This is a genomic window from Sphingobacterium sp. T2 (assembly GCF_000814685.1).
Classification (GTDB): Bacteria; Bacteroidota; Bacteroidia; order Sphingobacteriales; family Sphingobacteriaceae; genus Sphingobacterium; species Sphingobacterium thermophilum.
This window is the reverse complement of sequence record NZ_JXAC01000050.1, coordinates 1-21,332: the sequence shown is the minus strand read 5'-3', so window position 1 is coordinate 21,332 and position 21,332 is coordinate 1. Positions and strand designations below refer to the sequence as shown.

Annotated in this window: 23 protein-coding genes and 1 pseudogene; 16 read left to right on the top strand and 8 right to left on the bottom strand. The window is 41.5% G+C overall.

What is annotated here, in order from left to right:
* Window positions 1-4: 4 nt before the first annotated feature.
* From nrfD to SD31_RS04340, 3 genes are read right to left on the bottom strand one after another with little or no spacing between them, the layout of a single operon-like run.
* Window positions 5-1,486: an NrfD/PsrC family molybdoenzyme membrane anchor subunit gene (gene nrfD / locus SD31_RS04350; RefSeq protein ID WP_039053235.1), complete on the bottom strand. Its 1,482-nt coding sequence runs from the start codon at window positions 1,484-1,486 to the stop codon at window positions 5-7.
* A 29-nt stretch (window positions 1,487-1,515) separates the two neighbouring features.
* A complete protein-coding gene (locus tag SD31_RS04345; RefSeq protein WP_039053234.1) occupies window positions 1,516-4,530 on the bottom strand; it encodes a TAT-variant-translocated molybdopterin oxidoreductase in 3,015 nt (1,004 codons plus the stop codon).
* A gap of 39 nt (window positions 4,531-4,569) precedes the next feature.
* Window positions 4,570-5,850, bottom strand: a complete 1,281-nt coding sequence (locus SD31_RS04340; protein WP_039053233.1) for a cytochrome c3 family protein — start codon at window positions 5,848-5,850, stop codon at window positions 4,570-4,572.
* 307 nt (window positions 5,851-6,157) lie between these two features.
* Between SD31_RS04340 and SD31_RS04335 the strand changes: the two genes are divergently transcribed.
* Window positions 6,158-6,628 (top strand): methionine-R-sulfoxide reductase, encoded by a 471-nt coding sequence (locus SD31_RS04335; protein ID WP_082021812.1) that lies wholly within the window; start codon window positions 6,158-6,160, stop codon window positions 6,626-6,628.
* A 1-nt stretch (window position 6,629) separates the two neighbouring features.
* Here SD31_RS04335 and SD31_RS04330 read toward each other — a convergent pair whose 3' ends face one another.
* Entirely contained in the window at window positions 6,630-7,616 is a 987-nt protein-coding gene (locus SD31_RS04330; protein WP_039053231.1) for a LacI family DNA-binding transcriptional regulator, read from the bottom strand.
* A gap of 246 nt (window positions 7,617-7,862) precedes the next feature.
* Here SD31_RS04330 and SD31_RS04325 point away from each other — a divergent pair, with 246 nt between their 5' ends.
* Both SD31_RS04325 and SD31_RS21165 read left to right on the top strand, forming a co-directional pair.
* Window positions 7,863-10,121, top strand: coding sequence for a GH92 family glycosyl hydrolase (locus tag SD31_RS04325; RefSeq protein WP_039053230.1), 2,259 nt, complete (start codon window positions 7,863-7,865; stop codon window positions 10,119-10,121).
* 181 nt (window positions 10,122-10,302) lie between these two features.
* The gene (locus tag SD31_RS21165; protein WP_082021814.1) at window positions 10,303-10,512 is read left to right on the top strand and encodes a DUF493 family protein; all 210 of its coding nucleotides are present in this window, start codon (window positions 10,303-10,305) and stop codon (window positions 10,510-10,512) included.
* 54 nt (window positions 10,513-10,566) lie between these two features.
* Here SD31_RS21165 and SD31_RS04320 read toward each other — a convergent pair whose 3' ends face one another.
* Window positions 10,567-11,394, bottom strand: a complete 828-nt coding sequence (locus tag SD31_RS04320; RefSeq protein WP_039053257.1) for a glycogen/starch synthase — start codon at window positions 11,392-11,394, stop codon at window positions 10,567-10,569.
* A gap of 144 nt (window positions 11,395-11,538) precedes the next feature.
* Here SD31_RS04320 and panC point away from each other — a divergent pair, with 144 nt between their 5' ends.
* The 8 genes and pseudogenes from panC to SD31_RS04285 all read left to right on the top strand — a co-directional run bounded on the left by panC (window position 11,539) and on the right by SD31_RS04285 (window position 16,781).
* A complete protein-coding gene (panC, locus tag SD31_RS04315; protein ID WP_039053229.1) occupies window positions 11,539-12,390 on the top strand; it encodes a pantoate--beta-alanine ligase in 852 nt (283 codons plus the stop codon).
* Window positions 12,391-12,424: 34 nt separating this feature from the next.
* On the top strand, window positions 12,425-12,775 hold the full coding sequence (panD, locus tag SD31_RS04310; RefSeq protein ID WP_039053228.1) for an aspartate 1-decarboxylase: 351 nt from the start codon (window positions 12,425-12,427) through the stop codon (window positions 12,773-12,775).
* A gap of 14 nt (window positions 12,776-12,789) precedes the next feature.
* Window positions 12,790-13,146: a hypothetical protein gene (locus tag SD31_RS18370; protein ID WP_052258649.1), complete on the top strand. Its 357-nt coding sequence runs from the start codon at window positions 12,790-12,792 to the stop codon at window positions 13,144-13,146.
* Between the two features lie 360 nt (window positions 13,147-13,506).
* Window positions 13,507-13,590 (top strand): annotated as a pseudogene (locus SD31_RS18365) (hypothetical protein); the annotation flags it as partial.
* Between the two features lie 54 nt (window positions 13,591-13,644).
* Window positions 13,645-15,546, top strand: coding sequence for a TonB-dependent receptor plug domain-containing protein (locus SD31_RS04300; RefSeq protein ID WP_316929759.1), 1,902 nt, complete (start codon window positions 13,645-13,647; stop codon window positions 15,544-15,546).
* A 5-nt stretch (window positions 15,547-15,551) separates the two neighbouring features.
* On the top strand, window positions 15,552-16,040 hold the full coding sequence (locus SD31_RS04295; RefSeq protein WP_039053227.1) for a thioredoxin family protein: 489 nt from the start codon (window positions 15,552-15,554) through the stop codon (window positions 16,038-16,040).
* A gap of 86 nt (window positions 16,041-16,126) precedes the next feature.
* Complete coding sequence (locus SD31_RS04290; protein ID WP_039053226.1) at window positions 16,127-16,381, top strand: hypothetical protein; 255 nt, start codon at window positions 16,127-16,129, stop codon at window positions 16,379-16,381.
* Window positions 16,382-16,421: 40 nt separating this feature from the next.
* Window positions 16,422-16,781 carry an FKBP-type peptidyl-prolyl cis-trans isomerase gene (locus SD31_RS04285; RefSeq protein ID WP_039053225.1) on the top strand — a complete coding sequence of 120 codons (360 nt, stop codon included), beginning with the start codon at window positions 16,422-16,424 and terminating at the stop codon, window positions 16,779-16,781.
* Window positions 16,782-16,844: 63 nt separating this feature from the next.
* Here SD31_RS04285 and SD31_RS18360 read toward each other — a convergent pair whose 3' ends face one another.
* Both SD31_RS18360 and SD31_RS18355 read right to left on the bottom strand, forming a co-directional pair.
* Complete coding sequence (locus tag SD31_RS18360) at window positions 16,845-17,252, bottom strand: hypothetical protein (RefSeq protein ID WP_231561159.1); 408 nt, start codon at window positions 17,250-17,252, stop codon at window positions 16,845-16,847.
* Window positions 17,253-17,364: 112 nt separating this feature from the next.
* A complete protein-coding gene (locus SD31_RS18355; protein WP_231561158.1) occupies window positions 17,365-17,883 on the bottom strand; it encodes a hypothetical protein in 519 nt (172 codons plus the stop codon).
* A 48-nt stretch (window positions 17,884-17,931) separates the two neighbouring features.
* On the opposite strand from SD31_RS18355, the gene SD31_RS14915 reads away from it, so the two are divergent.
* The 5 genes from SD31_RS14915 (at window position 17,932) to SD31_RS04265 (ending at window position 20,891) form a co-directional block, all read left to right on the top strand.
* On the top strand, window positions 17,932-18,189 hold the full coding sequence (locus SD31_RS14915) for a hypothetical protein (RefSeq protein ID WP_052258648.1): 258 nt from the start codon (window positions 17,932-17,934) through the stop codon (window positions 18,187-18,189).
* A complete protein-coding gene (locus SD31_RS04275) occupies window positions 18,176-18,595 on the top strand; it encodes an outer membrane beta-barrel protein (protein ID WP_052258647.1) in 420 nt (139 codons plus the stop codon). The genes SD31_RS14915 and SD31_RS04275 overlap by 14 nt, the downstream gene beginning before the upstream one ends.
* A gap of 23 nt (window positions 18,596-18,618) precedes the next feature.
* A complete protein-coding gene (locus SD31_RS20625; RefSeq protein ID WP_316929757.1) occupies window positions 18,619-18,900 on the top strand; it encodes a nitrilase-related carbon-nitrogen hydrolase in 282 nt (93 codons plus the stop codon).
* A gap of 32 nt (window positions 18,901-18,932) precedes the next feature.
* On the top strand, window positions 18,933-20,096 hold the full coding sequence (locus SD31_RS04270; RefSeq protein WP_316929758.1) for an NAD+ synthase: 1,164 nt from the start codon (window positions 18,933-18,935) through the stop codon (window positions 20,094-20,096).
* 222 nt (window positions 20,097-20,318) lie between these two features.
* Complete coding sequence (locus tag SD31_RS04265; protein ID WP_039053224.1) at window positions 20,319-20,891, top strand: DUF4136 domain-containing protein; 573 nt, start codon at window positions 20,319-20,321, stop codon at window positions 20,889-20,891.
* 52 nt (window positions 20,892-20,943) lie between these two features.
* Here SD31_RS04265 and SD31_RS04260 read toward each other — a convergent pair.
* A partial coding sequence (locus SD31_RS04260) for an IS3 family transposase (protein WP_039053223.1) occupies window positions 20,944-21,332 on the bottom strand: 389 nt, incomplete at its 5' end.

Here is a 21,332-nt window from a genome sequence, read left to right as displayed (position 1 = left end):
GCTGTTATTTTTTACGTAAAGCGTTAATATCCTCTTGTGTAACCGAATCGTATTTATCCAATGATTCTCTAAAGAATTCCACTTGTTCTTCAGGGAATGCACCTTCTTGAACCAGCTTAGTTTTATGTTGTAAACTTGCGCTCTTCAACAACAATTTAACCTCTGCAATCGCAATACCTGGCAAGAAACGTAAGAACAATAAGAACAATACGAAGAATAAGCCGATAGATCCTACGAAGATACCTACGTCAGTCCATGTAGGGTAGAACATTGCCCACGATGATGGCAAATAGTCACGGTGTAGTGAGGTAACGATAATCACGAAACGCTCAAACCACATACCGATGTTTACCACGATAGACAATACCCATGAGATAGGAATACTTGTACGAATCTTCTTGAACCAGAACAACTGCGGAGAGATTACGTTACAAGTCATCATCGACCAGTACGCCCAAGCATAAGGACCCGCAACACGGTTTGCAAAGGCATACATTTCGTATTCTGAACCTGAATACCAAGCGATAAACAACTCAGTTAAATAAGCAATACCTACGATAGAACCTGTCACCATGATGATCTTGTTCATCGACTCGATGTGGAACATCGTAATGTAGTGCTCGAAGTTTAATACTTTACGAAGGATCAACAATAAGGTTTGTACCATCGCAAATCCCGAGAAGATCGCACCCGCCACGAAATATGGAGGGAAGATCGTCGTATGCCATCCCGGAATTACGGAAGTAGCAAAGTCGAAGGATACGATAGTGTGTACCGAAAGTACCAACGGTGTAGAAATACCGGCCAAGATCAAGGATACGATTTCAAAACGTTGCCATGTCTTCACCGAACCATTCCACCCGAAAGATAATATAGAATAGATTCTTCTTCTTAATCCTGTAGCACGGTCACGCACAGAAGCGATATCTGGCAACAAACCACAATACCAGAATACTAACGATACTGTGAAATATGTTGAGATCGCAAAGGCGTCCCATACCAATGGTGAGTTGAAGTTAACCCACAATGAACCAAATTGGTTTGGCAAAGGGAAAATCCAGTACGCTAACCATGGACGACCCATGTGCGCTACTACGTATGTTGCGGCACAGATAACGGCGAAAATCGTCATCGCTTCCGCTGAACGGTTGATCGAGTTACGCCAGTTTTGACGGAACAACAAGAGCACGGCAGAAATCAGCGTACCCGCGTGACCGATACCTACCCACCATACGAAGTCGGTAATATCCCACGCCCAACCTACTGTTTTGTTTAGTCCCCAAGCACCGATACCTGTCCAGAACGTGTATCCAACGCTTATAACCCATAACATAGCTCCACATGCGGCTACGATAAAACCTATCCACCAAGCTTTGTTGGGCTTATTCTCAACCGGTAGCAAGATATCATCCGTAATTTGTGCATACGTGATGTCCTTACCGGTCACCAATGGTTCTCTTAATATTGATTCGTTATGCGATGACATAGTTGTTTTATTTCAAATAAAGAATAAAATTATGCTTCAAATGTGTTTCTAACTTTAGTCATGTAACCGATATTCGGTTGAACATTGATCTCTTCTAACACATAGTAAACACGCTCGTTGCGTAATGCTTTCGATACTTCCGAATTAGGATCGTTAGCATCACCGAAGATGATAGCGTTTGCCGAACATGCAGCCTGACAAGCCATCTTAACATCTCCGTCTACCAACTTGCGGTTCTCCATTTTGGCTTTCAACTTACCAGCTTGAATACGTTGAATACACATTGAACATTTTTCCATAACCCCACGCGAACGTGTTGTCACATCTGGGTTCAATACTAATTGTGTAAACTCGTTATTCAAATAGTTATCAAAGCGTGAATCATTCCAGTAGTTGAACCAGTTGAAACGACGTACTTTGTATGGACAGTTGTTAGCACAGTAACGTGTACCGAAACATCTGTTGTAAGCCATGTGGTTAAGACCTTCTGAAGAGTGAACTGTCGCTAACACAGGACATACTGTTTCACAAGGTGCATGGTCACAGTGCTGACACAACATCGGTTGGTAAACTACTGACACATTTTCGAAATCTAAAGCATCAGCTTTGTTGATTTCTTTTTCTTTAGTGTATTTATTTGATTCCTCGTCAGAGATAGTATAGTAACGGTCGATACGTAACCAATGCATTTCACGACGGCGACGTACCTCGTCACGACCTACCACAGGAATGTTGTTCTCTACATTACATGCTACAATACATGCACCACAACCTGTACAAGCGTTCAAGTCTATAGCCATTACCCATTTGTGACCTGGCGCTTCATACTTGTTCCACAAGTCATATGTTTTGTGTGTATCTGTGAAACGACCTGCTTCTGAGTTAGGATCTTTCAGATATTTAGCGAAAGTAGTTTCACGGATGATGTTACGACCTTCGATTGTGTGGTGTGTTTGTGTTTGTGCCAATTCGTAAGTGCCAGAAGCCTTAGAAACAGTAGCTTTAGCAACAAACTGAACTGTACCGTTGATTAGAGAAGCCAAAGGATAGGCGTTTTTACCTACATTGTCACCAGCTTTACCTACGGCTGTACGTCCGTAACCTACAGCGATAGATACGGTACCGATAGCTTGACCTGGCTGAAACAATACCGGTAATTCGATAGATTTACCGTTAGCTTCTACCTTCACTTTACCATTTTCTTTCAAACCTAACTGCTCAGCAAATTTAGGGTTGATAGCAGCGAAGTTGTCCCAAGTAACTTTCGATACTGGATCAGGCAACTCTTGCAGATATGCGTTGTTCGCATAGCGACCATCGCGCATTACCGGAGATTCGTATAATTTCAATTCTACATCACCGGCAATCTTCTTCGCATCAGCAACAATAGCGGCAGCAACAGCAGCCACATCTACATTTGCCGAGTAAGCGGATCCGGAAGCAGAACCTTTGTATAAGTAACCTGCCTGTAAAATCTCCTTCCACGATTTGCCTGTTCCGGCTAAAATGTTAGCTTCCCAATTTTGTCTTACAAAGTCATAGATGCTGGTATTGTCACCAGACCATACTAAGAAACTTTGCTCTGCTTGACGTGTATTGAAAATTGGATTTATAGTAGGCTGAACGATAGTGTATAAACCTTCTTTGGCTGACTCATCACCCCATGATTCCAAGAATGTAGGAACAGGAGCAATAGCTTTAGTCAATGAAGCTGTTTCGTCTTTACGGTCAGAGAAAGACAAGGTAAAGTCGACTTTTGATAGAGCTTCCTTAACCTCTTCAGCATTGAAGTAATTGTACACTGGGTTGCTATTCAAGAACATTGCTACCCCTACTTGTCCTGCTTTAGCAGCAGCCAAGAATTGTTGGAATGCAGCGTCCGAACCTTGATATTGCTTAGAGTAGTTGTCTAAATCGATGATAGTACCGTAAGCGCCTAACTGAGTGTTGATAGCATTTACCAATGATTGGATGTTCACATCGTTAGCACCTGCCACTACAACAGCAGCACCTTTAGCATTTACCAACTCTTTAGCCACCAACTTGATCGCTGTCTGTGCTTTTTTATTTGTAGTACCACCTGCTAAAGATTGACCTGTAATCTCGTTGTATAACGAAATCAACACGGCACCCTCCTCGGATGGCTTGATAGCGATACGCACATCCGCATTCGAACCTGTCATAGATAAGCCCGACTCGAACTGGATATGACGTGACATCTTACCATTCTTCAATGATTTGTAGTCACGATTTTTGATATAGTCTTGTGTGTGTTCCTCTCCTGCCAACCATGTGCCTAAGAAGTCAGCAGCAACAGAAACCACCACTTGTGCTTTACCAAAATTGTATGACGGAATTACAGCTTTGCCAAATGAATTTTTGTTAGCCTCAATGATACCGCTATACGATACAGGATCTACTTGTACCAAAGTGGTAGTAGGATATTTGGCGGTCAACTTAGCGATTGAAGCCAACGTAGATGGCGAATTGATTGTCGTAGAAACGATAGCAATCTGTTTGCCCGCCTGTGCAGCTTTATTTAACGCTGCGACTACGGTGCTATCCAATTTCGACCATTCTACATCTTTTCCGTCCAACTGAGGATTCTGTAGTTTAGACATGTCGTAAAGATCCAATACCGACGCAGTAGTTGTAGCATCAGTACCTTGGTTCAATCCGACAGCGTTAGGGTTAGGCTCGATGAAGATAGGACGACCCTCACGCGTTTTTACTAAAATACTTTGTCCTCTGAATGATGAAGCGTAATAGTTTGGAATACCAGGAGTTACCTCTTCTGGCTTGATAACGTAAGGAACAGCCTTGTGCACCGGAGTACGGTTACAAGCCGCCAACGTAACAGCTCCCAAACCAAAACCTAAAGCCTTCAAGAAATCACGACGAGGTGTTCTTGTACTTAAGCCTGCTTCGTTTAATACATCTTCTACAGGAATAGGCTCAGCAAATTCACCCTTGCTTTTTTCTACGAAAGCAGGAGTTTGATTTAACTCTTCTAAACCTTTCCAATATTTTTTATTGCTATCCATTTAAGCTGTATATAAGATTGCGTTTCCCTAATTAAATTATTAATAGTGACACTTACCACACTCTAATCCACCAATCATTGCGGCAGTCATCTTCTCTTCCTTTTTCAACTTCTCGTGTGCTTCGATCAACTGATCGTAGTATTTATTGTCAGCATTAACTTCTGTATTTCTGTGACAATCCACACACCATTTCATTGTTAATGGAGAGTATTGATAAACTTCCTCCATTGTTTCTATAGGACCGTGACAAGTTTGACAAGCCACACCAGCTACACTAACGTGCTGAGAGTGATTAAAATACGCAAAATCTGGAAGATTATGGATTCTAACCCACTCGATAGGACGAGGATTGTTACCGTAAGTACGTGTATCAGGATCCCAATCCACGGCGCGGTATAGTTTCAAGATTTCTGGTGAAATTTCTCCATCATAGTGATCTGCCGCAGTAATGGTGTTGTGACAGTTCATACAGATATTAGCCGATGGAATAGAGGCATTCTTAGACTTGTAAGCTCCGCCGTGACAGTATTGACACTCGATTTGGTTTACACCAGCATGGATTTGGTGAGAGAACTTAATAGGTTGCACAGGCTTGTAACCCGTATGAACACCTACGTTCCACATTGTTTTCCAGCCCAACACAGCTAGTAAAGCCACAACCATCAAAGCAGTGAAGCCGACAAGCTTTTTGTTTTTTAGGAATTTTTGAGCAAATTTTACTTTACGAGATTCTTCGTAAGCCTCGTTGCGTGCTTTAGCAGCTTCAATAGCAGCAGCATTGTTGGCAATAACTTTCTCTAAAGTCTTGATAACACGACTTAAGATCACAATCACACCGATAGCCAACAACAAAATCGCAGCAATACCTACGATCATCAAGTTGTTTACATCCGAACTAGCTGCAGCTGCACCAGCAGCACCTCCCTTGTTAGGATCATTTGCTTTTGCTTCCTCTTCCTTTACATAAGCAATGATACTTTTGATTTGGTCATCACTAAATTGCGAGAACGCAGGCATCGCAACCTTGTTGTACTCTTCAAAAATCTGGTTAGCTACAGGATCTCCTGAAGCGATCAACGCTTGTGAGTTTCTGATCCATTTAATCAACCATTCTTCAGAGTGACGCTCAGTCATCCCCGCCAAAGCAGGACCTGTCAATTTTCTGTCCACCTTGTGACAAGCGGTACAGTTCGCCTTAAACAACGCTGCTCCTTCCTTAGCATCCTGCGCATTCGACGACATCGTAACAGCAAATAACAATACCAAGCTAACTGATATTGACTTCGCAAATCTTCCCAAAACGGATGAGATATTTCTCATATTTAGCACTTTATACTATTTATTTATGAATATAAAAATTACTTTGCACTGCCTGAATGGTCTTCACCCACCAAACAATGCACAAAAGTATAACTTTATAAGCAATCCCTGACAATTTAATGACTCAAATTATCAATTTAAAATCATTCTAAATAAGCAAAATTAACGCGTCAACAATTTCGACTCCACCCCTCCTGTTTTATTCTATAAATATTATTCAATTAGCCATTTAAGCCAATTTAACTCAAATAAAATACTTCTCTATCCGGATCAAACTTTATTGCTTTATATATGTTAACTTTGTATGATGCGCACAAAAAAATATCACTATATTATAGGTATAATAATTGTCATATCATTAATAAGTTGTCAATACAACAATAGACATAAAACCTTAACGACTATGGACAGCAATAAATATAATAAACTTACGCCAGAAGAAGAGTATGTTATTATTCATAAAGGCACAGAAATGCCTTTTACGGGTGAATTGTTAAACAATAAAGAAAAGGGAACCTATATCTGTAAAAGATGTGATGCTCCTCTCTATCGTTCGGAAGACAAATTTGAGTCCCATTGTGGATGGCCTAGCTTTGATGACGAAATTCCGGGAGCCATCCGCAGAGAGATGGATGCTGATGGACGTAGAATAGAAATCCTTTGTAACAAATGCGGTGCACACCTAGGCCATGTATTCGAAGGTGAAGGATTCACCCCGAAAAACGTGAGACATTGCGTCAACTCTATCTCCATGAAGTTTGTTCCTGCAGAAAAATAGCCTAACGGGCTATCAACTTGCAAGGAACGACTACCTTCTCCACGCTTTCCAGCTTACCGTTGATTTGACTCAGTAAAATACGAACTACCTGTTTGGCTATTTCCGGAATATTCTGTGAAATAGCCGACACTGGTGGTACTACCAACTCGAAAGCGGCATTCTCATCAAAGGAAACCAGCTTCTCTATATCTAATTTGTATTTTTTTATAGCGCGTAGCCCATTTATTGCTAAATAGTTGGTGGCAAAAAATATAGCATCCAACTTGTTATCCTGAATAAAATCCCGCAACTGATCTACCACCTCCTCATCTTTCTGCGAAGGATTGATTTTCTTTACGAGCAAGTCCATCCCTACGCTATCCACGGCTTTCATATATCCCTCAAGCCTTCCCTTCATCTGCGACTGGCTGCTCGTAATAGTGACGAAACCTATACGCTTGGCTTTCTTCTCCTGTAGGAGAAACATCGTTCCATCAAAAGCTCCTTTTTCGTTTTCCGTAATTACTGTATGGGCATCCACATCTACCAAAGGACGGTCAAACAGCACCACAGGCACACCCCGCTTCAACAACACGTTTATCACATCGCTAAGACCTTCTGTAGGTGCTATGATAAAGCCGTCAATCTGCCTGTCATAAAATAGATTAATCAACTCTTTAGCCCGTTGCTCATCATTCTTCACACTACAATATATAATGTGATAACCATGCTCGTAAGCCTGCTGCTCGATATGGTCGGCAATATTCGCAAAAAAAGGATTGGAAATATCTTCTACCAGCAAAACAATGCTTTTAGTCTTGCCAGTACGTAAGCTCTTAGCCAGCTGATTAGGTTTGTATCCTACCTTTTTGACATACTCCTGCACCCGTTTAGTCAAGGATTCGCTTATCCTTTTCTCTCTTGCCTTTCCATTCAAAATAAAAGATACCGTCGTCACCGAAATACCCAAATCATTAGCTATATCACTAATTGAAAGCCGTTTTTTCATATACGCAAATGCTTTTGAAGGAACCTATTGAATATGATTTAGGACAAATTCAATATATCTTTTTAATTTCTAATAAAAGTAGATAAAATTTAATAAATAAAGCCAATAACCACAAAAAAAGACAAATTTCTCTTTAAAACAGCCCTATAACAACAAAAAAGGAAAATTTTGCAATATAAAATTAGGGTATTTTGCTAAAAGGTTTTAATTTAACAGAAAATTATAAACATTAAATTATAGTTCACCATGAAATGGATATTCAGGACTACGATAACTATCGCTTTCAGTATTATCGCTTCTTCTGCTGCTAAAGCTCAGGAACCCAGTTATATTCAATATGTCAATCCTTATATAGGTTCGGCAGACCATGGCCATGTCTTCGTCGGCGCTAACGTCCCTAACGGATTGGTACAGCTGGGACCTAGCCAGATTGCCCAGACCTGGGACCGCTTTAACGGTTGGGATTGGTGTAGCGGATACAACTACATCAGCGAAGAAATATTAGGCTTTACCCATACACATCTCAGCGGAACAGGTATCGGTGACCTGAATGACATCTTGATCTTACCGGCTAATGGCTCTCCACACCTTCATCCAGCTCCTTTCAACCAAATGGATAAGGGATATGGTTCGAAAATCAGCAAAGCCAATGAAAAGGTGGAAGCCGGATACTACAAAGTGCTTCTGGAAGATTACGACATCCTTGCCGAATTAACGGCTTCAGAAAGGGTAGGCTACCACAAATACACTTTCAACAAGAAAGACAACCCCCACTTGCTTATAGACTTAGGCTTTCGTATGAACTGGGATACCCCCACAGACACCTACCTCAAATGGGTAGATGATCATACCATCATCGGCTACCGCTTCTCTAAAGGATGGGCAAACGACCAGAAAGTCTATTTCGCTATCAAATCGAACACTAAATTCGACAATATCGATTTCTACAACGACTCTACAGCAGTAAAAGGTTACCGCGTAGCCCAAGGTAAAAGTATCAAAGCCATTGTTACCCTCAACCCTGCTAAACCTGTGGAGCTGAAGGTAGGTCTTTCGCCTGTAAGTACTACGAATGCTTTGCAAAACATAGAAGCTGAAATTCCGGATTGGGATTTCGCCAAAGCAACACAGAAGGCCCAGAAAAAATGGAATGATGTGCTCAAAAAAATAGACTTTCAGGCAGACGATAACACTAAAACTATCTTCTATACAGCCTTATATCACAGCTATTTCGCTCCTACCCTTTTCAGTGATGTCAACGGAGACTATATGGGCACGGACAAACAGGTGTACAACGACAAAACACATCAACAGTATACGGTGTTTTCACTTTGGGACACCTATCGTGCGTTGCATCCCCTCATGACAATCTTGGAAGAGCAAAAGAGCAAAGACTTCGTAAAGTCTATGTTGAATATCTATCAACAACAGGGCAAACTGCCAGTATGGCATCTGTGGGCCAATGAAACGAACACTATGGTAGGACTACCAGCTATCCCAGTAGTAGCGGACGCCATGCTTAAGGGCTTAATAGATAAACAAGACCTTGAACTGGCCTACGAAGCCATAAAAACGACCGCCATGGGGTATGAGCACGGCCTGGATTTCGTGACTAAACTTACGTATATTCCTATTGAAAATATGTCGAATGAATCTGTAGCGTGGGCATTGGAATATGCTATCGCCGATTTCGGAGCTTACCAAGCCGCCAAATTCCTAAACAAACAGGAGGACGCCGCATACTTCGAAAAACGATACAAACTATACAAGCATTATTACGACGCTGAAGTAGGTCATTTCGTCGGAAGACATGCCAATGGAACATTCAGAAGACCTTTCGACCCTTTTTACGCCGAACATAGAAACAATGATTACTGCGAAGGCAATGCTTGGCAATATACTTGGCTGGTGCCACAGGACGTACAAGGATTGATTGACCTAATGGGAGGAGATAGAAAATTTGTCGAAAAGCTCGACGAGTTTATTAACCTACCCGAACAACTCGACAACGCCTCTCCCGACATCTCGGGGATGATAGGCCAGTATGCTCAAGGTAATGAGCCTAACCACCACGTACCATACCTTTACGCCTATGCAGGAGCACCATGGAAAGGTGCTGAGCTAGTGCATAAAACCATGACCAAATATTTCACAAACGACCCTGCAGGACTCTGTGGCAATGACGATGTGGGACAGATGAGTGCATGGTATGTATTCTCAGCCGTTGGAATTTATCCTGCTAATCCTATGGATGGTAAATATGTCTTTGGTAGCCCGCTTATGCAGCAAGCCACCTTCAATCTCCCTAACGGAAAAACATTTAGCATAAAAACAAAAAATAACGGACCAAAAAACATATACATCAACAAAGTAAAACTCAACGGCAAAAACTATCCTTATAGCTATATAACACACCAACTGATCATGCAGGGAGGAGAACTGGAATTTGAGATGTCGGCAAAACCCAATAAAAAGTTTGCCGCCGACAAGACATTTCGTCCCTAAAAGCTGACAATATTTCATCGGCACATAAATTGCCTATCAAAGAAAATATTTATAAGAAAGGATTTTTAATGACTAAGTTCAACAACATCAGCGTCAACGATATCAACGATAACAATTGGCGCTGATTTTTACGAAGGCTTCAGAAGAAAGCTGATGGATATAGAACAGTTTCCTTCCATCTATACGTTTAAATTTATCGTACCGGCGGGAGAAAACAAAAGCAGAGGACATAGCACAAATATTTGCTCATCCTAGCACACAGATTTCTTCCAAAGACTCTAAAACAGGAAAATACAACTCACTGACCGTAAAAACGTACGTCACCACAGCAGACGAAGTAATAGACTATTATAAGAAAGTCTCCCTCATTGAGAAGGTAATTATGCTATAAAACAAAAAGGCTTTCCTTGACAGGAAAGCCTTTTAATGTATGTTGTATGTTAATTTATGCTTCCACCTCTACCGAAGAGAACTCTTCGTAAAGTGCAGCATAGCTCTCATAATCATCAGAAGACTCAGGAGTAACGACACGAATATTATTGTCATCCACGAACTTCAACACTTCCGCATTAAGGTTGTCATCAGCTTTCACCACAACATCCGTATAGCTTAAAGCTCCCTTGTAAATATCTACATAACTTCCTGAGCCGTACACCGCAGCATCATCCGCACTTACATCTTCCTGAGCAGCCATCTCGGCATATTTAGAAGTCAACGTATCTTGACCAAAGTCAGCATCTTCGTTGAACAAAGAATATATCACTTTCACATCTTTGAAGGTAGGGTCGTCATGGAAAACCCTCTTCAAGTACATAGGTACCATAGCAGAAAACCATCCATGGCAATGTACCACATCCGGCGACCAGCCTAACTTCTTAACTGTTTCTAACGCTCCTTTACAGAAAAATAAAGAACGCTCGTTATTATCTTCAAAGAATGATCCGTTTTCATCTCTGAATACTTTCTTTCTTTGGAAGTACTCCTCATTATCCAAGAAATACACCTGCATGCGTGCTGCTGGCAATGAGGCTACTTTAATAATCAATGGATTATCGTTATTATCCACCACAATATTCATTCCCGACAACCTTATTACCTCGTGAAGACGATTTCTGCGCTCATTGATATTACCGAAACGAGGCATAAGAATACGGATTTCAAATCCTTTTTCTTGCATCGCTTGAGGTAACTGGCGTGTGATTTCAGAAATTTTACTTATTTCAAGGAAAGGCGACATTTCGTGGGTAATAAACAATATTTTCGTTTTTGCCATCTCCAATTGTGTTTTTTTATATGAACAGTAAAATCGGTCCACAAAGATACGAATAATAAACAATTTTTACAATTCTTTGGGATTTATACCTTTCTAATTACAAATTTATTATGCAATTTTGACCCCTATTTTACCCATATAGATATGGAAATTTTCAAAACCCAAAAAGAGCTTCGCAACTACCTTGAAAAGCCACGTGCGGAGCACAAAAAAATAGCGTTAGTGCCTACTATGGGCGCTTTGCACGAAGGACATCTGTCCCTCATCCAACAAGCCCAGCAACGCGCAGATATTGTTGTTTGCAGCATCTTTGTAAACCCTACGCAATTCAACGATCCGAAAGATCTGGAAAAGTATCCCAGACCTATAGAACAAGATATAGATTTGTTACAAAAGCAAGGATGTGACGTCCTTTTTCTGCCCACTGTCGAAGAGATGTATCCCGACCCGGAGGAACAATGGCATATTGACCTAGGACGTCTTGACCAAATATGGGAAGGAGCTCAAAGACCTGGACATTTTCAGGGTGTCACGCAGATTGTCTACAAGCTCTTCACGCTCGTAAACCCGGATATAGCGTGCTTCGGACAGAAAGATTTCCAGCAGGTAATGGTAATTCAGCGTCTCATAGAGATTAAAAACCTCAACATACAATTGGTCATCTGTCCCATTATACGTAGCGAGGAAGGACTGGCACTCAGCTCCCGAAACACGCGCCTTTCTGAACAAGGTAAAAAGAAAGCCCTCATCCTTTACAGGACGCTGTCAGCCGTAAAGCAAGCTTTCCAAGAAAATATAGCGCTGGACAAAATTCAGCAGCTGGCAGAAAATATGATTGCTGCAGAAAGAGACGTAGATCTGGAATATTTTGCCATAAGTGAGACTCGAACACTCGAAAGAGCGGACAGCATAGAGCCAGGAAAACAGTATGTAGCACATATAGTAGCCTGGATTGAAGGTGTAAGATTAATTGACAATATGCTGTTAAACGACTAAAACGCGTTATTTTAAAAAAGCGTAACTTTGTATTATGATGATTGAAGTAATGAAGTCCAAAATTCACCGTGCTCGTGTTACACAAGCCGAGTTGAATTATGTGGGGAGTATTACCATCGACGAGGATTTGATGGACGAAGCAGATATAATTGCTAACGAAAAGGTACAAATTGTAAACAACAATAATGGCGCAAGATTAGAAACTTACGTCATCCCGGGCGAAAGAGGTTCCGGCACAATCTGTCTCAACGGTGCTGCAGCCCGTCTGGTGCAGGTAGGAGATATCGTCATTATTATCTCTTACGCTCTCATGGACAAGGAAGAAGCGAAATCCTATAAACCGAAAGTAGTTTTCCCGGATGAAAATAATAGACTGATTAAATAAATTTGTATCATCAGATGGTACACACTATTTCGACATATCGCCGACTCATAGCCTCGCTGTTAGCAGCGTGGATGAGTGTGATTGTGATTAGCGGAATAGTCTTTATGCACAAGGAGGTAACATCTAAGGGTGAAATCGTCATTCACGTCCACCCTTATGATTTTACCAAGAAACACAAACACAAGAGCGACGCCGAAATACGCTTCTTGGACGTCCTCTATCAGGGAACTTTCATACAAACAGACATTCAGGTCTTTGAAGTTCCTTTCTTTCCTGAATTCCCTATTGAGAAAAATGTCGTTTACAGCTGCTTTATCCCTGCTGTAACGATTTTCCATTCGTACCTACGAGGCCCACCGACGCTTGTTTGATTGACATAAAAATTTTCAAGGTATGATAATCATGCCTTGCAAGATTATTGTCTAATCTTTTAGGCAGTGCTGTACCTGTATGCGTAGTCAAGGACCAGGACCGAAACTTGACTGTAATGCTGTATACAGCTTATGCTATAACCCATATTAATCGTAAAACAAGCTATAAACCAATATGAAACAATATTGCAAGTACATTATATTAATGCTCGCTTTCGTAGGATTTACTTTCTTTGCTCAGGCACAACAGATCTTACAAGGTATCGTAAAAACCACAGATAACACGCCTATCGAAAAGGTACTGTAACCGTAGATGGCACAAAAACTGCCACCTCTACAGACGCTAACGGAAAATTTACCCTACAAATTCCGGCAGGCAAAACCAAAATTACCGTAAGAGCATTAGGCTACGCCTTGACACAAAAAACCATCAGCTCCGACTTTAAGAACGAGATAGAGATAATCTTAGAAAAAGACGACTATAAACTCGAAGAGGTCGTGGTGTCTGGCTCCCTTAAGCAAGTTTCTAAGCTGGACAGCCCCATACCCGTGGAGGTATTTACCGCTAAGTTCTTTCAAACTAACCCTGCTCCTACAATTTTCGAATCCCTACAAAATATTAATGGAATACGCCCACAGATAAACTGCAGCATCTGCAACACCGGTGACATCCACATCAATGGACTAGAGGGGCCCTACACCATGGTCATGATTGATGGCATGCCTATTGTTTCGGGACTATCTACCGTATACGGTCTGAACGGAATCCCTCAGGCATTGGTGGAACGTGTAGAAGTGGTAAAAGGGCCCGCCTCTACCCTATATGGTAGTGAAGCGGTGGGAGGACTTATCAATATCATCACTAAAACACCAACCTCGGCACCAAGATTTAATGTAGAAAGCTTCGGTACCTCATGGCAGGAATACAACCTTGACGTGGGAGGAAAATTTAAACTCGGCAAAGCGCAATCTCTTCTGGGGGCCAACTACTTCAAATACGGGAACCCTGAAGATAAAAATGGAGATAACTTTACGGACGTAACCCTCCAAAATAGAATATCCATCTTCAACAAATGGAATATCGATCGTGCAGATAACAAACTGTTCAGCGTCGCTGCTCGGTATGTTTATGAAGACCGATGGGGAGGTGAGATGAACTGGTCCCGCAAATTCCGCGGTGGAGATGAAGTGTATGGTGAAAGTATCTATACCAAACGATGGGAACTGATGGGGGCTTATGATTTGCCTACTACGGAAAATTTTACTTTCACCTTCAGCTTAAACGGCCATGACCAAAACAGTGCCTACGGCAACACTTTCTACATTGCCAATCAGAAAATTGCCTATGGACAGCTGACCTGGCGTAAAGAATTCGGCAAGCATGACCTATTGATGGGAGCAGCCTATCGTTATACCTATTATGACGATAATACCGTAGCCACCACAGAAGCTTCCAAGACACATTTGCCGGGATTTTTTGTTCAGGATGAGATCACAATACATCCTCAACACAAGTTGCTATTGGGAGCACGATATGACTATAACTCCATCCATGGAAGTATCCTCTCTCCACGTATCAACTATAAATGGAATTCGGAGGACAGAACTCAGGTACTACGCATAGGCGTAGGAAACGGCTACCGTGTGGCTAATATCTTCACCGAAGACCATGCAGCCCTTACAGGTGCCCGCCAGGTGGTGTTTGTCGACAACCTGAAACCTGAAACTTCTTGGAATGGAAATATAAACTATATCAAAAAATTCTACATGCCGGGCGGTTCGGTATTCTCTGTGGATGCCAGCGCCTTTTACACCTATTTCGATAACAAAATTATTCCGGACTACGAAACCAATGTAAATCAAATCATATATGGCAACTTGGAAGGACATGCTGTCTCCAAAGGAGTATCCCTAAATATTGACTGGGCACATAGCAGTGGCCTTAAAGCAATGATAGGGTCCACACTGATGGATGTGTATAGCGTAGAAGAAGGAATCAGACAGCAGCAGATGCTGACAGAAAAAGTGATGGGCACCTGGACTATAGGATACAACCTAAGACGCCATAAAATCTCGTTCGACTACACGGGAAACCTGATAGGACCAATGAAACTGCCGACACTAGGAGAAAACGATCCTCGTCCTGACAAATCGAAAGCATGGAGCATCCAAAACATTCAGGTGACTAAGCAATTCAATAACGGATGGGAAATTTTCGGTGGGGTAAAGAACTTCCTCAACTGGACACCGACAAAAGGAGGTATCGAGATCATTTCCCGTTCACATGATCCTTTCGAAAAGATTGACGATCCTAATCTCTTGCCTTTCGACACTAGCTACGTATACGGTCCTAATCAAGGAGCTCGTGGATTTTTAGGTTTACGATACAATCTACTCTAAAAATTATGAGCAGAACAACCTTAATAGCTTTCATTATAAGCCTCTGTGCATGGCAATACAGTCATGCACAGGCTTTTTCAGTACATATTAATCAACTGGACAGCCTTATGCTCCATGCCCCAAAACCGGTGCTTATTTTGCTTTCTACAGACTGGTGTTCCATTTGTGCATCCCAGAAAGACATCCTCCGCAAACATAAAAGGTTTCATCAGCTATCCCCCCATTTTTACTTCGTGGAATTCAACGGTGAAAGCAGAGAAAGGGTCATCTATCAAGGCAAAGAATATTTCTACCGACCATCAGGAGTGAATGTAGGTAGCCACGAACTGACGCAGCACTTAAACGACAATGACAAGGCGGCTTATCCCACTTGGATTCTGTTATCTCCCGGTTACCAACAAGTTTTCAAACAAAAGGGACTGTTAAATGTTTTACAGTTGGACGAGCTGTTGACAGCCATGGAGAAAACATTTGTCCAACAAAATAAAAAATGACAGCCACCCTGTAGCAAAAGTATAAATCTTAACGTTATAAACTTAAAACTATATTTTTCATCATTAATTAACACCAAATACCATTTATGAAAAAACTAATTCGCTTTCTTTTTGTCGTATCCTTATCCACTGCAGCATTTACATCCTGCAACGACACCGATGGCCCGGACATCAATGAAATAAGATTGAGAAACGATCAGTATGCGGATTCTATTTTAAGTGTTGAAAAACCTAAAATCGAAGCGTACGTTCAAGCTAATTTGATTAATGCTGTTGAAGATACCACAAAATATCCTTTCGAAGTTTTAAACAAACAAAGTAAAAAGAGGTATCTGGTATGAAATATTATCCCAACCTACAGACGACTCATACGAATATAAATTGAACGCTACTCAGACAAACGTAGTGTATCCAACTTGGAAGTTAAAATACTCGGTAAAACTACTGACCAGTGATACTCCTGTCTTTTCGGATACAGAAGGATCCACATATTCATTGACATCCAATGACAACAATAACATTTTCACTTATGCTTGGCTTGTAGCTTTCTTCCCTGCGCGTTACTCCCTTAACGGTTCGTTCATCCCTTACGTGGGGCTTACCGAGAAAGGTTTGAAAAAGGGAAGCAAAATCAAGCTAGTGGTGCCATCGATTTATGCGTATGGAAGCACAGGTCTTTCTGGCAAAGTACCGGCAAATTCACCTTTGGTATATGAATTTGAGGTATTGGACATCCAATAAAGAACTGACTTATCCGAATGTAGAAACCAATAATAAAAAAGCAAACCTTTCAGGTTTGCTTTTTTATTTGCCCTTAAACTTGGAGGCTTCCATGATCTGCTGTGCATCAGTTTTGGCAAACAGCGTTTTCAAGGTCTCTTGCGGATGTTTTTCCATATAGCGGCGGACAATCATCCAACCCATATAGGACCCCAACTTAGGGGCGGATTCGTTCCTCTCTCCCAGCTCCGGCGTAAAAGGCGCTTCCGAAAAATATTTCTGTATTCGATTCCAATCTGTGCTATAAAGCAGATTTTCCTGAATAAACCACGACCAGATATCGGACTGGTATTTGCGGACCCAAGCCATCTGATCCGATGTATATCCTATTTTAATCTCATCGCTGACATCCTCTAACAAGACATCCATCGCATATAGAATTTTCCCATTATATATCATGTGTTGCAATGTGTTTTGTACCTCTTCTCCCATAGGACAAAGGTCCTCCCGCAGTATGACTTCTATCACCCTTGGCGTAATATATTCAGGAGCAAAACGACGGGAAATATATAAAGGTATGGAATGTATAAGTGCCGGATAAAACTCATGAATCGGCACCCAAAAACATATCCAATCCTATTCCGACATAGTCTTCACCAATCGGTGTTTGATATTCAAAACCACTGAAATACGTGATAAAACGCGGAATCTTATACTCGGGGAAATAATACTTGATATAGCGTAAGGCCTGAGATATTTCCTTTTCATACTGGCTCATAGAAGGATATTTCTTTTGTACAGCAGCACTCAGGTCGTTAAACTCTTTCTGCTGCAGAATATATTGCAACTGTTTCTGCACATTGACAGAATCTTTGGGGCTGCCAATCTTGAGCATCTGTACCATGAAGTCTGTATAAAACTCGTCGTACTGCTGCTGCCATTTCCTATTTTTGTTTAGAATGTCCCCTGGCTGTAAATTTCCCAATTCTTGATCAAAACGTTCTATTTTTACCTCAACGGCGATGTCCGACACATCAGGTCTCTGAATTGTAGAGGATTCGCGACAGGAAGTTATGGCAAGTATTAAAAAAAAGAAATACTTTTGTAGTGATACAATTCTCATGTAAAACACGATTTTTAAAACCTCAAATTTAACATTAAAATTAAAAGTATGTCAAAATTTACCAAAACTGCTGTTAAGACCCTAGGAGCCATCGCCTTATTATGTATGGCATTCACAGCAAAAGCTCAGGATTATTATACTAAGTCGAGAGCAAAAGGCTTCGACGACGAGAAGAATATTCGTTTGGCACTTTCTGTAAACCCTAACATCGGCTGGTTCAGATTTGCGGATGACGAAAACAATGCTGGTGCTAAGGTGGGATTCTCGTACGGTCTAATCGCGGATTTAGGCTTTGCAAAAAATTAATTATTTCTCTACAGGTCTTTTGATTAATACTATTTCCTCGAAGGCAGAATATGCAGATGTAAAATACGATTTGCAACGTCTTCAATATGTTGATATCCCGTTGACTATCAAATTGAAATCAGAAGAAAATGAAACAGGCAGATTCTACGGACAATTCGGTTTTACTGCGGGATTTAAAGTATCAGGAAGACAAAGGCTTGAAGGAGAGACCAAAAAGACAAGCATCCCTAAAGATGACCTTTTCCGTCTAGGCTTGCAACTCGGTGGGGGAAAAGAATGGAAATTGTCTGACAACATGAATTTCATGACCGGCTTGTCGTTCAACAACGGCTTTACACGTGCCATCAACAATTCTGGAAAACCAAAAACATCATACGTAGCTCTTAACTTGGCTTTATTCTTCTAACATAATATTCTTATACATCTACAATGAAAATAGCATTAGCGCAACTGAACTATCATATCGGCAATTTTGAATCGAATGAAGAGAAAATTATTCAAGCCATCCAACGAGCTAAAGAACAGCAGGCAGATCTGATTCTCTTTGCCGAGCTGGCCGTCGGAGGATATCCGGCCAAAGACCTACTTCGCAATGCTGTTTTCATTGAAAGATGTAGAAAATCTCTTGAAAACATTGCCACTCACTGTACAGATATTGACTGTATCATCGGGGTACCACTAAAAAACCCTAAAGGCGAGGGCAAAGCCTAGTAAATGCTGCTGTCGTCCTTTCGAAAGGAGAAATAGCCTGCACAGTACACAAATCCCTCTTGCCTGACTATGACGTCTTCGACGAATACCGCTATTTTGAGCCCAACGACGTGTACGAATGTATCACGCTGAAGGACACCAAGATTGCTTTAACCATTTGTGAAGACCTCTGGGACAACGATTTCGACAACTCGTACAAGGGAGATCTGATGCTGGAACTCAGCAAGCAGAATCCGGATATCATCATTAACCTCGCTGCATCGCCATTTTCTTACGTTCATTACCACAAACGTCTGGAAGTCTTGCGTTCCAATATTGAAAAGGCACAGACCCCCCTCTTGTATGTAAACCAGGTGGGAGCACATACAGACCTCATCTTCGACGGACGCTCTTTGGCTCTCGACTCCAAAGGACAGGTCCTTGCTGAGCTGAAAGCTTTCGAAGAAGATATGCAGTTTGTGGAACTTCAGGGTAAAGAACTAAAAGCAGAACAGCCACCCGTGACGGAAGAAAAATCGGAAATAGCACTGATTCATGATGCCCTAATTCTAGGCTTGAGAGACTTCTTCAGCAAGTCAGGATTCCAAAAAGCAGTGTTAGGACTTTCAGGAGGACTGGACTCTGCCGTAGTGGCGGCCTTAGCCGTCGAAGCCTTAGGCAGAGAGAATGTACTTGCCGTACTCATGCCTTCCATCTATTCCTCGGATCACTCCATCAGTGATGCCTTAGCTTTGGTAGAAAACACAGGCTGTAAGCATCTGATCTTACCAATTAAAGATATTGCCCAAGCTTTTGAAAATACCCTCTCAGAAGCTTTTGCTGGCCTAAAGCCGGACACTACGGAAGAAAACATACAGGCACGTACACGTGGAACGCTGCTTATGGCCGTATCCAATAAGTTTGGATACATCCTGCTTAACACCTCCAACAAGAGTGAAGCCGCGGTGGGATATGGCACACTGTACGGCGATATGGCTGGAGCATTAAGTGTTATAGGCGATATTTATAAGACCCAAGCCTACGAGCTCGCCCACTACATTAATCGCAATGAAGAAATTATACCGCTTAACACAATAACCAAAGCACCTTCTGCAGAGCTGCGTCCTGACCAGAAAGACTCTGACTCCTTACCTCCATACGAAATCTTAGATGCTATCTTGTATCAGCTTATAAGAGAAAGAAAAATCGGGCAGTGAGGTCGTAAATTTAGGTTTTGAAGAAACACTAGTACAGCGCATTTCCAAGATGCTAGCCGGAGCCGAATTCAAGCGTTTCCAGGCCCCTCCTATTCTACGAGTGAGTCCTAAAGCGTTTGGCGCCGGAAGGGCAATGCCTTTGGTCGCTAAAAATATTTTTTAGTGCATTAAACCAAAGGGATTTATGACTGTCCAAAGCTATACAACAAGAATAGCCTGGTCATGAAAAATCTTGGATATATATTCATAGGTCTGGCGATATGGATATTATCGTCATGTACGACCAACCGTTTTCATACTACACGTGTGTATGAGATAGACTTCAGTAAGTTTAAAACTTACGGCTGGCTTCCTCCTGTCGATTCATTGTCTAAAGATTACTATAACAACGACATTGCAAAAGCCAACATCATGTCTGCGGCAAATAAAGAGATTGAAGCTCGCGGACTTACATATAGCAAAGAAAATCCAGACATACTTTTTAGATATATAGCCATTGTTAACAACAAAAGCAGGTTAGTCTATAGTCATCCTACTTATTTCGGATGGGGAGGACCTTGGTGGGGATGGTATCCTTGGGCAGGCTATGCCTACTACGGACCTTCCGTTCCCATTGGCAAACAGAAGGTGCGCTACGGACATATCATCCTAGAAGCCATAGACCGTAACAATAAAACCGTAATCTGGCAGGCACGCGGAACATCCGAAGTCGATGCACCAGAAAAAGCTATAAACGCTTTGCCAAACCTTATTCACGGCATCATGAAAGAATACCCTATAAAATCCACTAAGTAAAAAAAGAGCTTTCCTTATGAAGTGCACCCTAAAAGTTGGACAAAGTTAAAAATTAATTGTCTATGTGATGAGCTCGATATTTTATCGGGCTCATTCCTTTTAGATTGAGTTTTATTCGATCGTTGTTATAGTATTCAATGTAGTTCTTTATATCCCGTTTAAGTTCATCGATGTCATGGTACTTTTTAAGATAGAATAGTTCAGATTTTATAATACCGAAGAAGTTCTCAATAATGGCATTATCTAGGCAGTTGCCCTTTCTGGACATACTTTGCCTGATGCCTTTCTTTTTCAGCATCTGCTGATATGCTTTCATCTGGTATTGCCATCCCTGATCGGAATGCAGGATCAGCTCAGTGTCGTCGTTGATCTTTTTGAACGCATCTTTTATCATGTGGGCTACCTGTTCGAAATTGGGGGATTCAGACAGGTTATAGCTGA

Excerpts from the sequence above, each read along its gene's own strand:
- nrfD (WP_039053235.1), bottom strand. The coding sequence starts at position 1,486 with ATGTCATCGCATAACGAATCAATATTAAGAGAACCATTGGTGACCGGT.
- SD31_RS04345 (WP_039053234.1), bottom strand. The coding sequence starts at position 4,530 with ATGGATAGCAATAAAAAATATTGGAAAGGTTTAGAAGAGTTAAATCAA.
- SD31_RS04340 (WP_039053233.1), bottom strand. The coding sequence starts at position 5,850 with ATGAGAAATATCTCATCCGTTTTGGGAAGATTTGCGAAGTCAATATCA.
- SD31_RS04335 (WP_082021812.1), top strand. The coding sequence starts at position 6,158 with ATGCGCACAAAAAAATATCACTATATTATAGGTATAATAATTGTCATA.
- SD31_RS04330 (WP_039053231.1), bottom strand. The coding sequence starts at position 7,616 with ATGAAAAAACGGCTTTCAATTAGTGATATAGCTAATGATTTGGGTATT.
- SD31_RS04325 (WP_039053230.1), top strand. The coding sequence starts at position 7,863 with ATGAAATGGATATTCAGGACTACGATAACTATCGCTTTCAGTATTATC.
- SD31_RS04320 (WP_039053257.1), bottom strand. The coding sequence starts at position 11,394 with ATGGCAAAAACGAAAATATTGTTTATTACCCACGAAATGTCGCCTTTC.
- panC (WP_039053229.1), top strand. The coding sequence starts at position 11,539 with ATGGAAATTTTCAAAACCCAAAAAGAGCTTCGCAACTACCTTGAAAAG.
- panD (WP_039053228.1), top strand. The coding sequence starts at position 12,425 with ATGATGATTGAAGTAATGAAGTCCAAAATTCACCGTGCTCGTGTTACA.
- SD31_RS18370 (WP_052258649.1), top strand. The coding sequence starts at position 12,790 with ATGGTACACACTATTTCGACATATCGCCGACTCATAGCCTCGCTGTTA.
- SD31_RS04295 (WP_039053227.1), top strand. The coding sequence starts at position 15,552 with ATGAGCAGAACAACCTTAATAGCTTTCATTATAAGCCTCTGTGCATGG.
- SD31_RS04290 (WP_039053226.1), top strand. The coding sequence starts at position 16,127 with ATGAAAAAACTAATTCGCTTTCTTTTTGTCGTATCCTTATCCACTGCA.
- SD31_RS18360 (WP_231561159.1), bottom strand. The coding sequence starts at position 17,252 with ATGGGAGAAGAGGTACAAAACACATTGCAACACATGATATATAATGGG.
- SD31_RS18355 (WP_231561158.1), bottom strand. The coding sequence starts at position 17,883 with ATGAGAATTGTATCACTACAAAAGTATTTCTTTTTTTTAATACTTGCC.
- SD31_RS14915 (WP_052258648.1), top strand. The coding sequence starts at position 17,932 with ATGTCAAAATTTACCAAAACTGCTGTTAAGACCCTAGGAGCCATCGCC.
- SD31_RS20625 (WP_316929757.1), top strand. The coding sequence starts at position 18,619 with ATGAAAATAGCATTAGCGCAACTGAACTATCATATCGGCAATTTTGAA.
- SD31_RS04265 (WP_039053224.1), top strand. The coding sequence starts at position 20,319 with ATGAAAAATCTTGGATATATATTCATAGGTCTGGCGATATGGATATTA.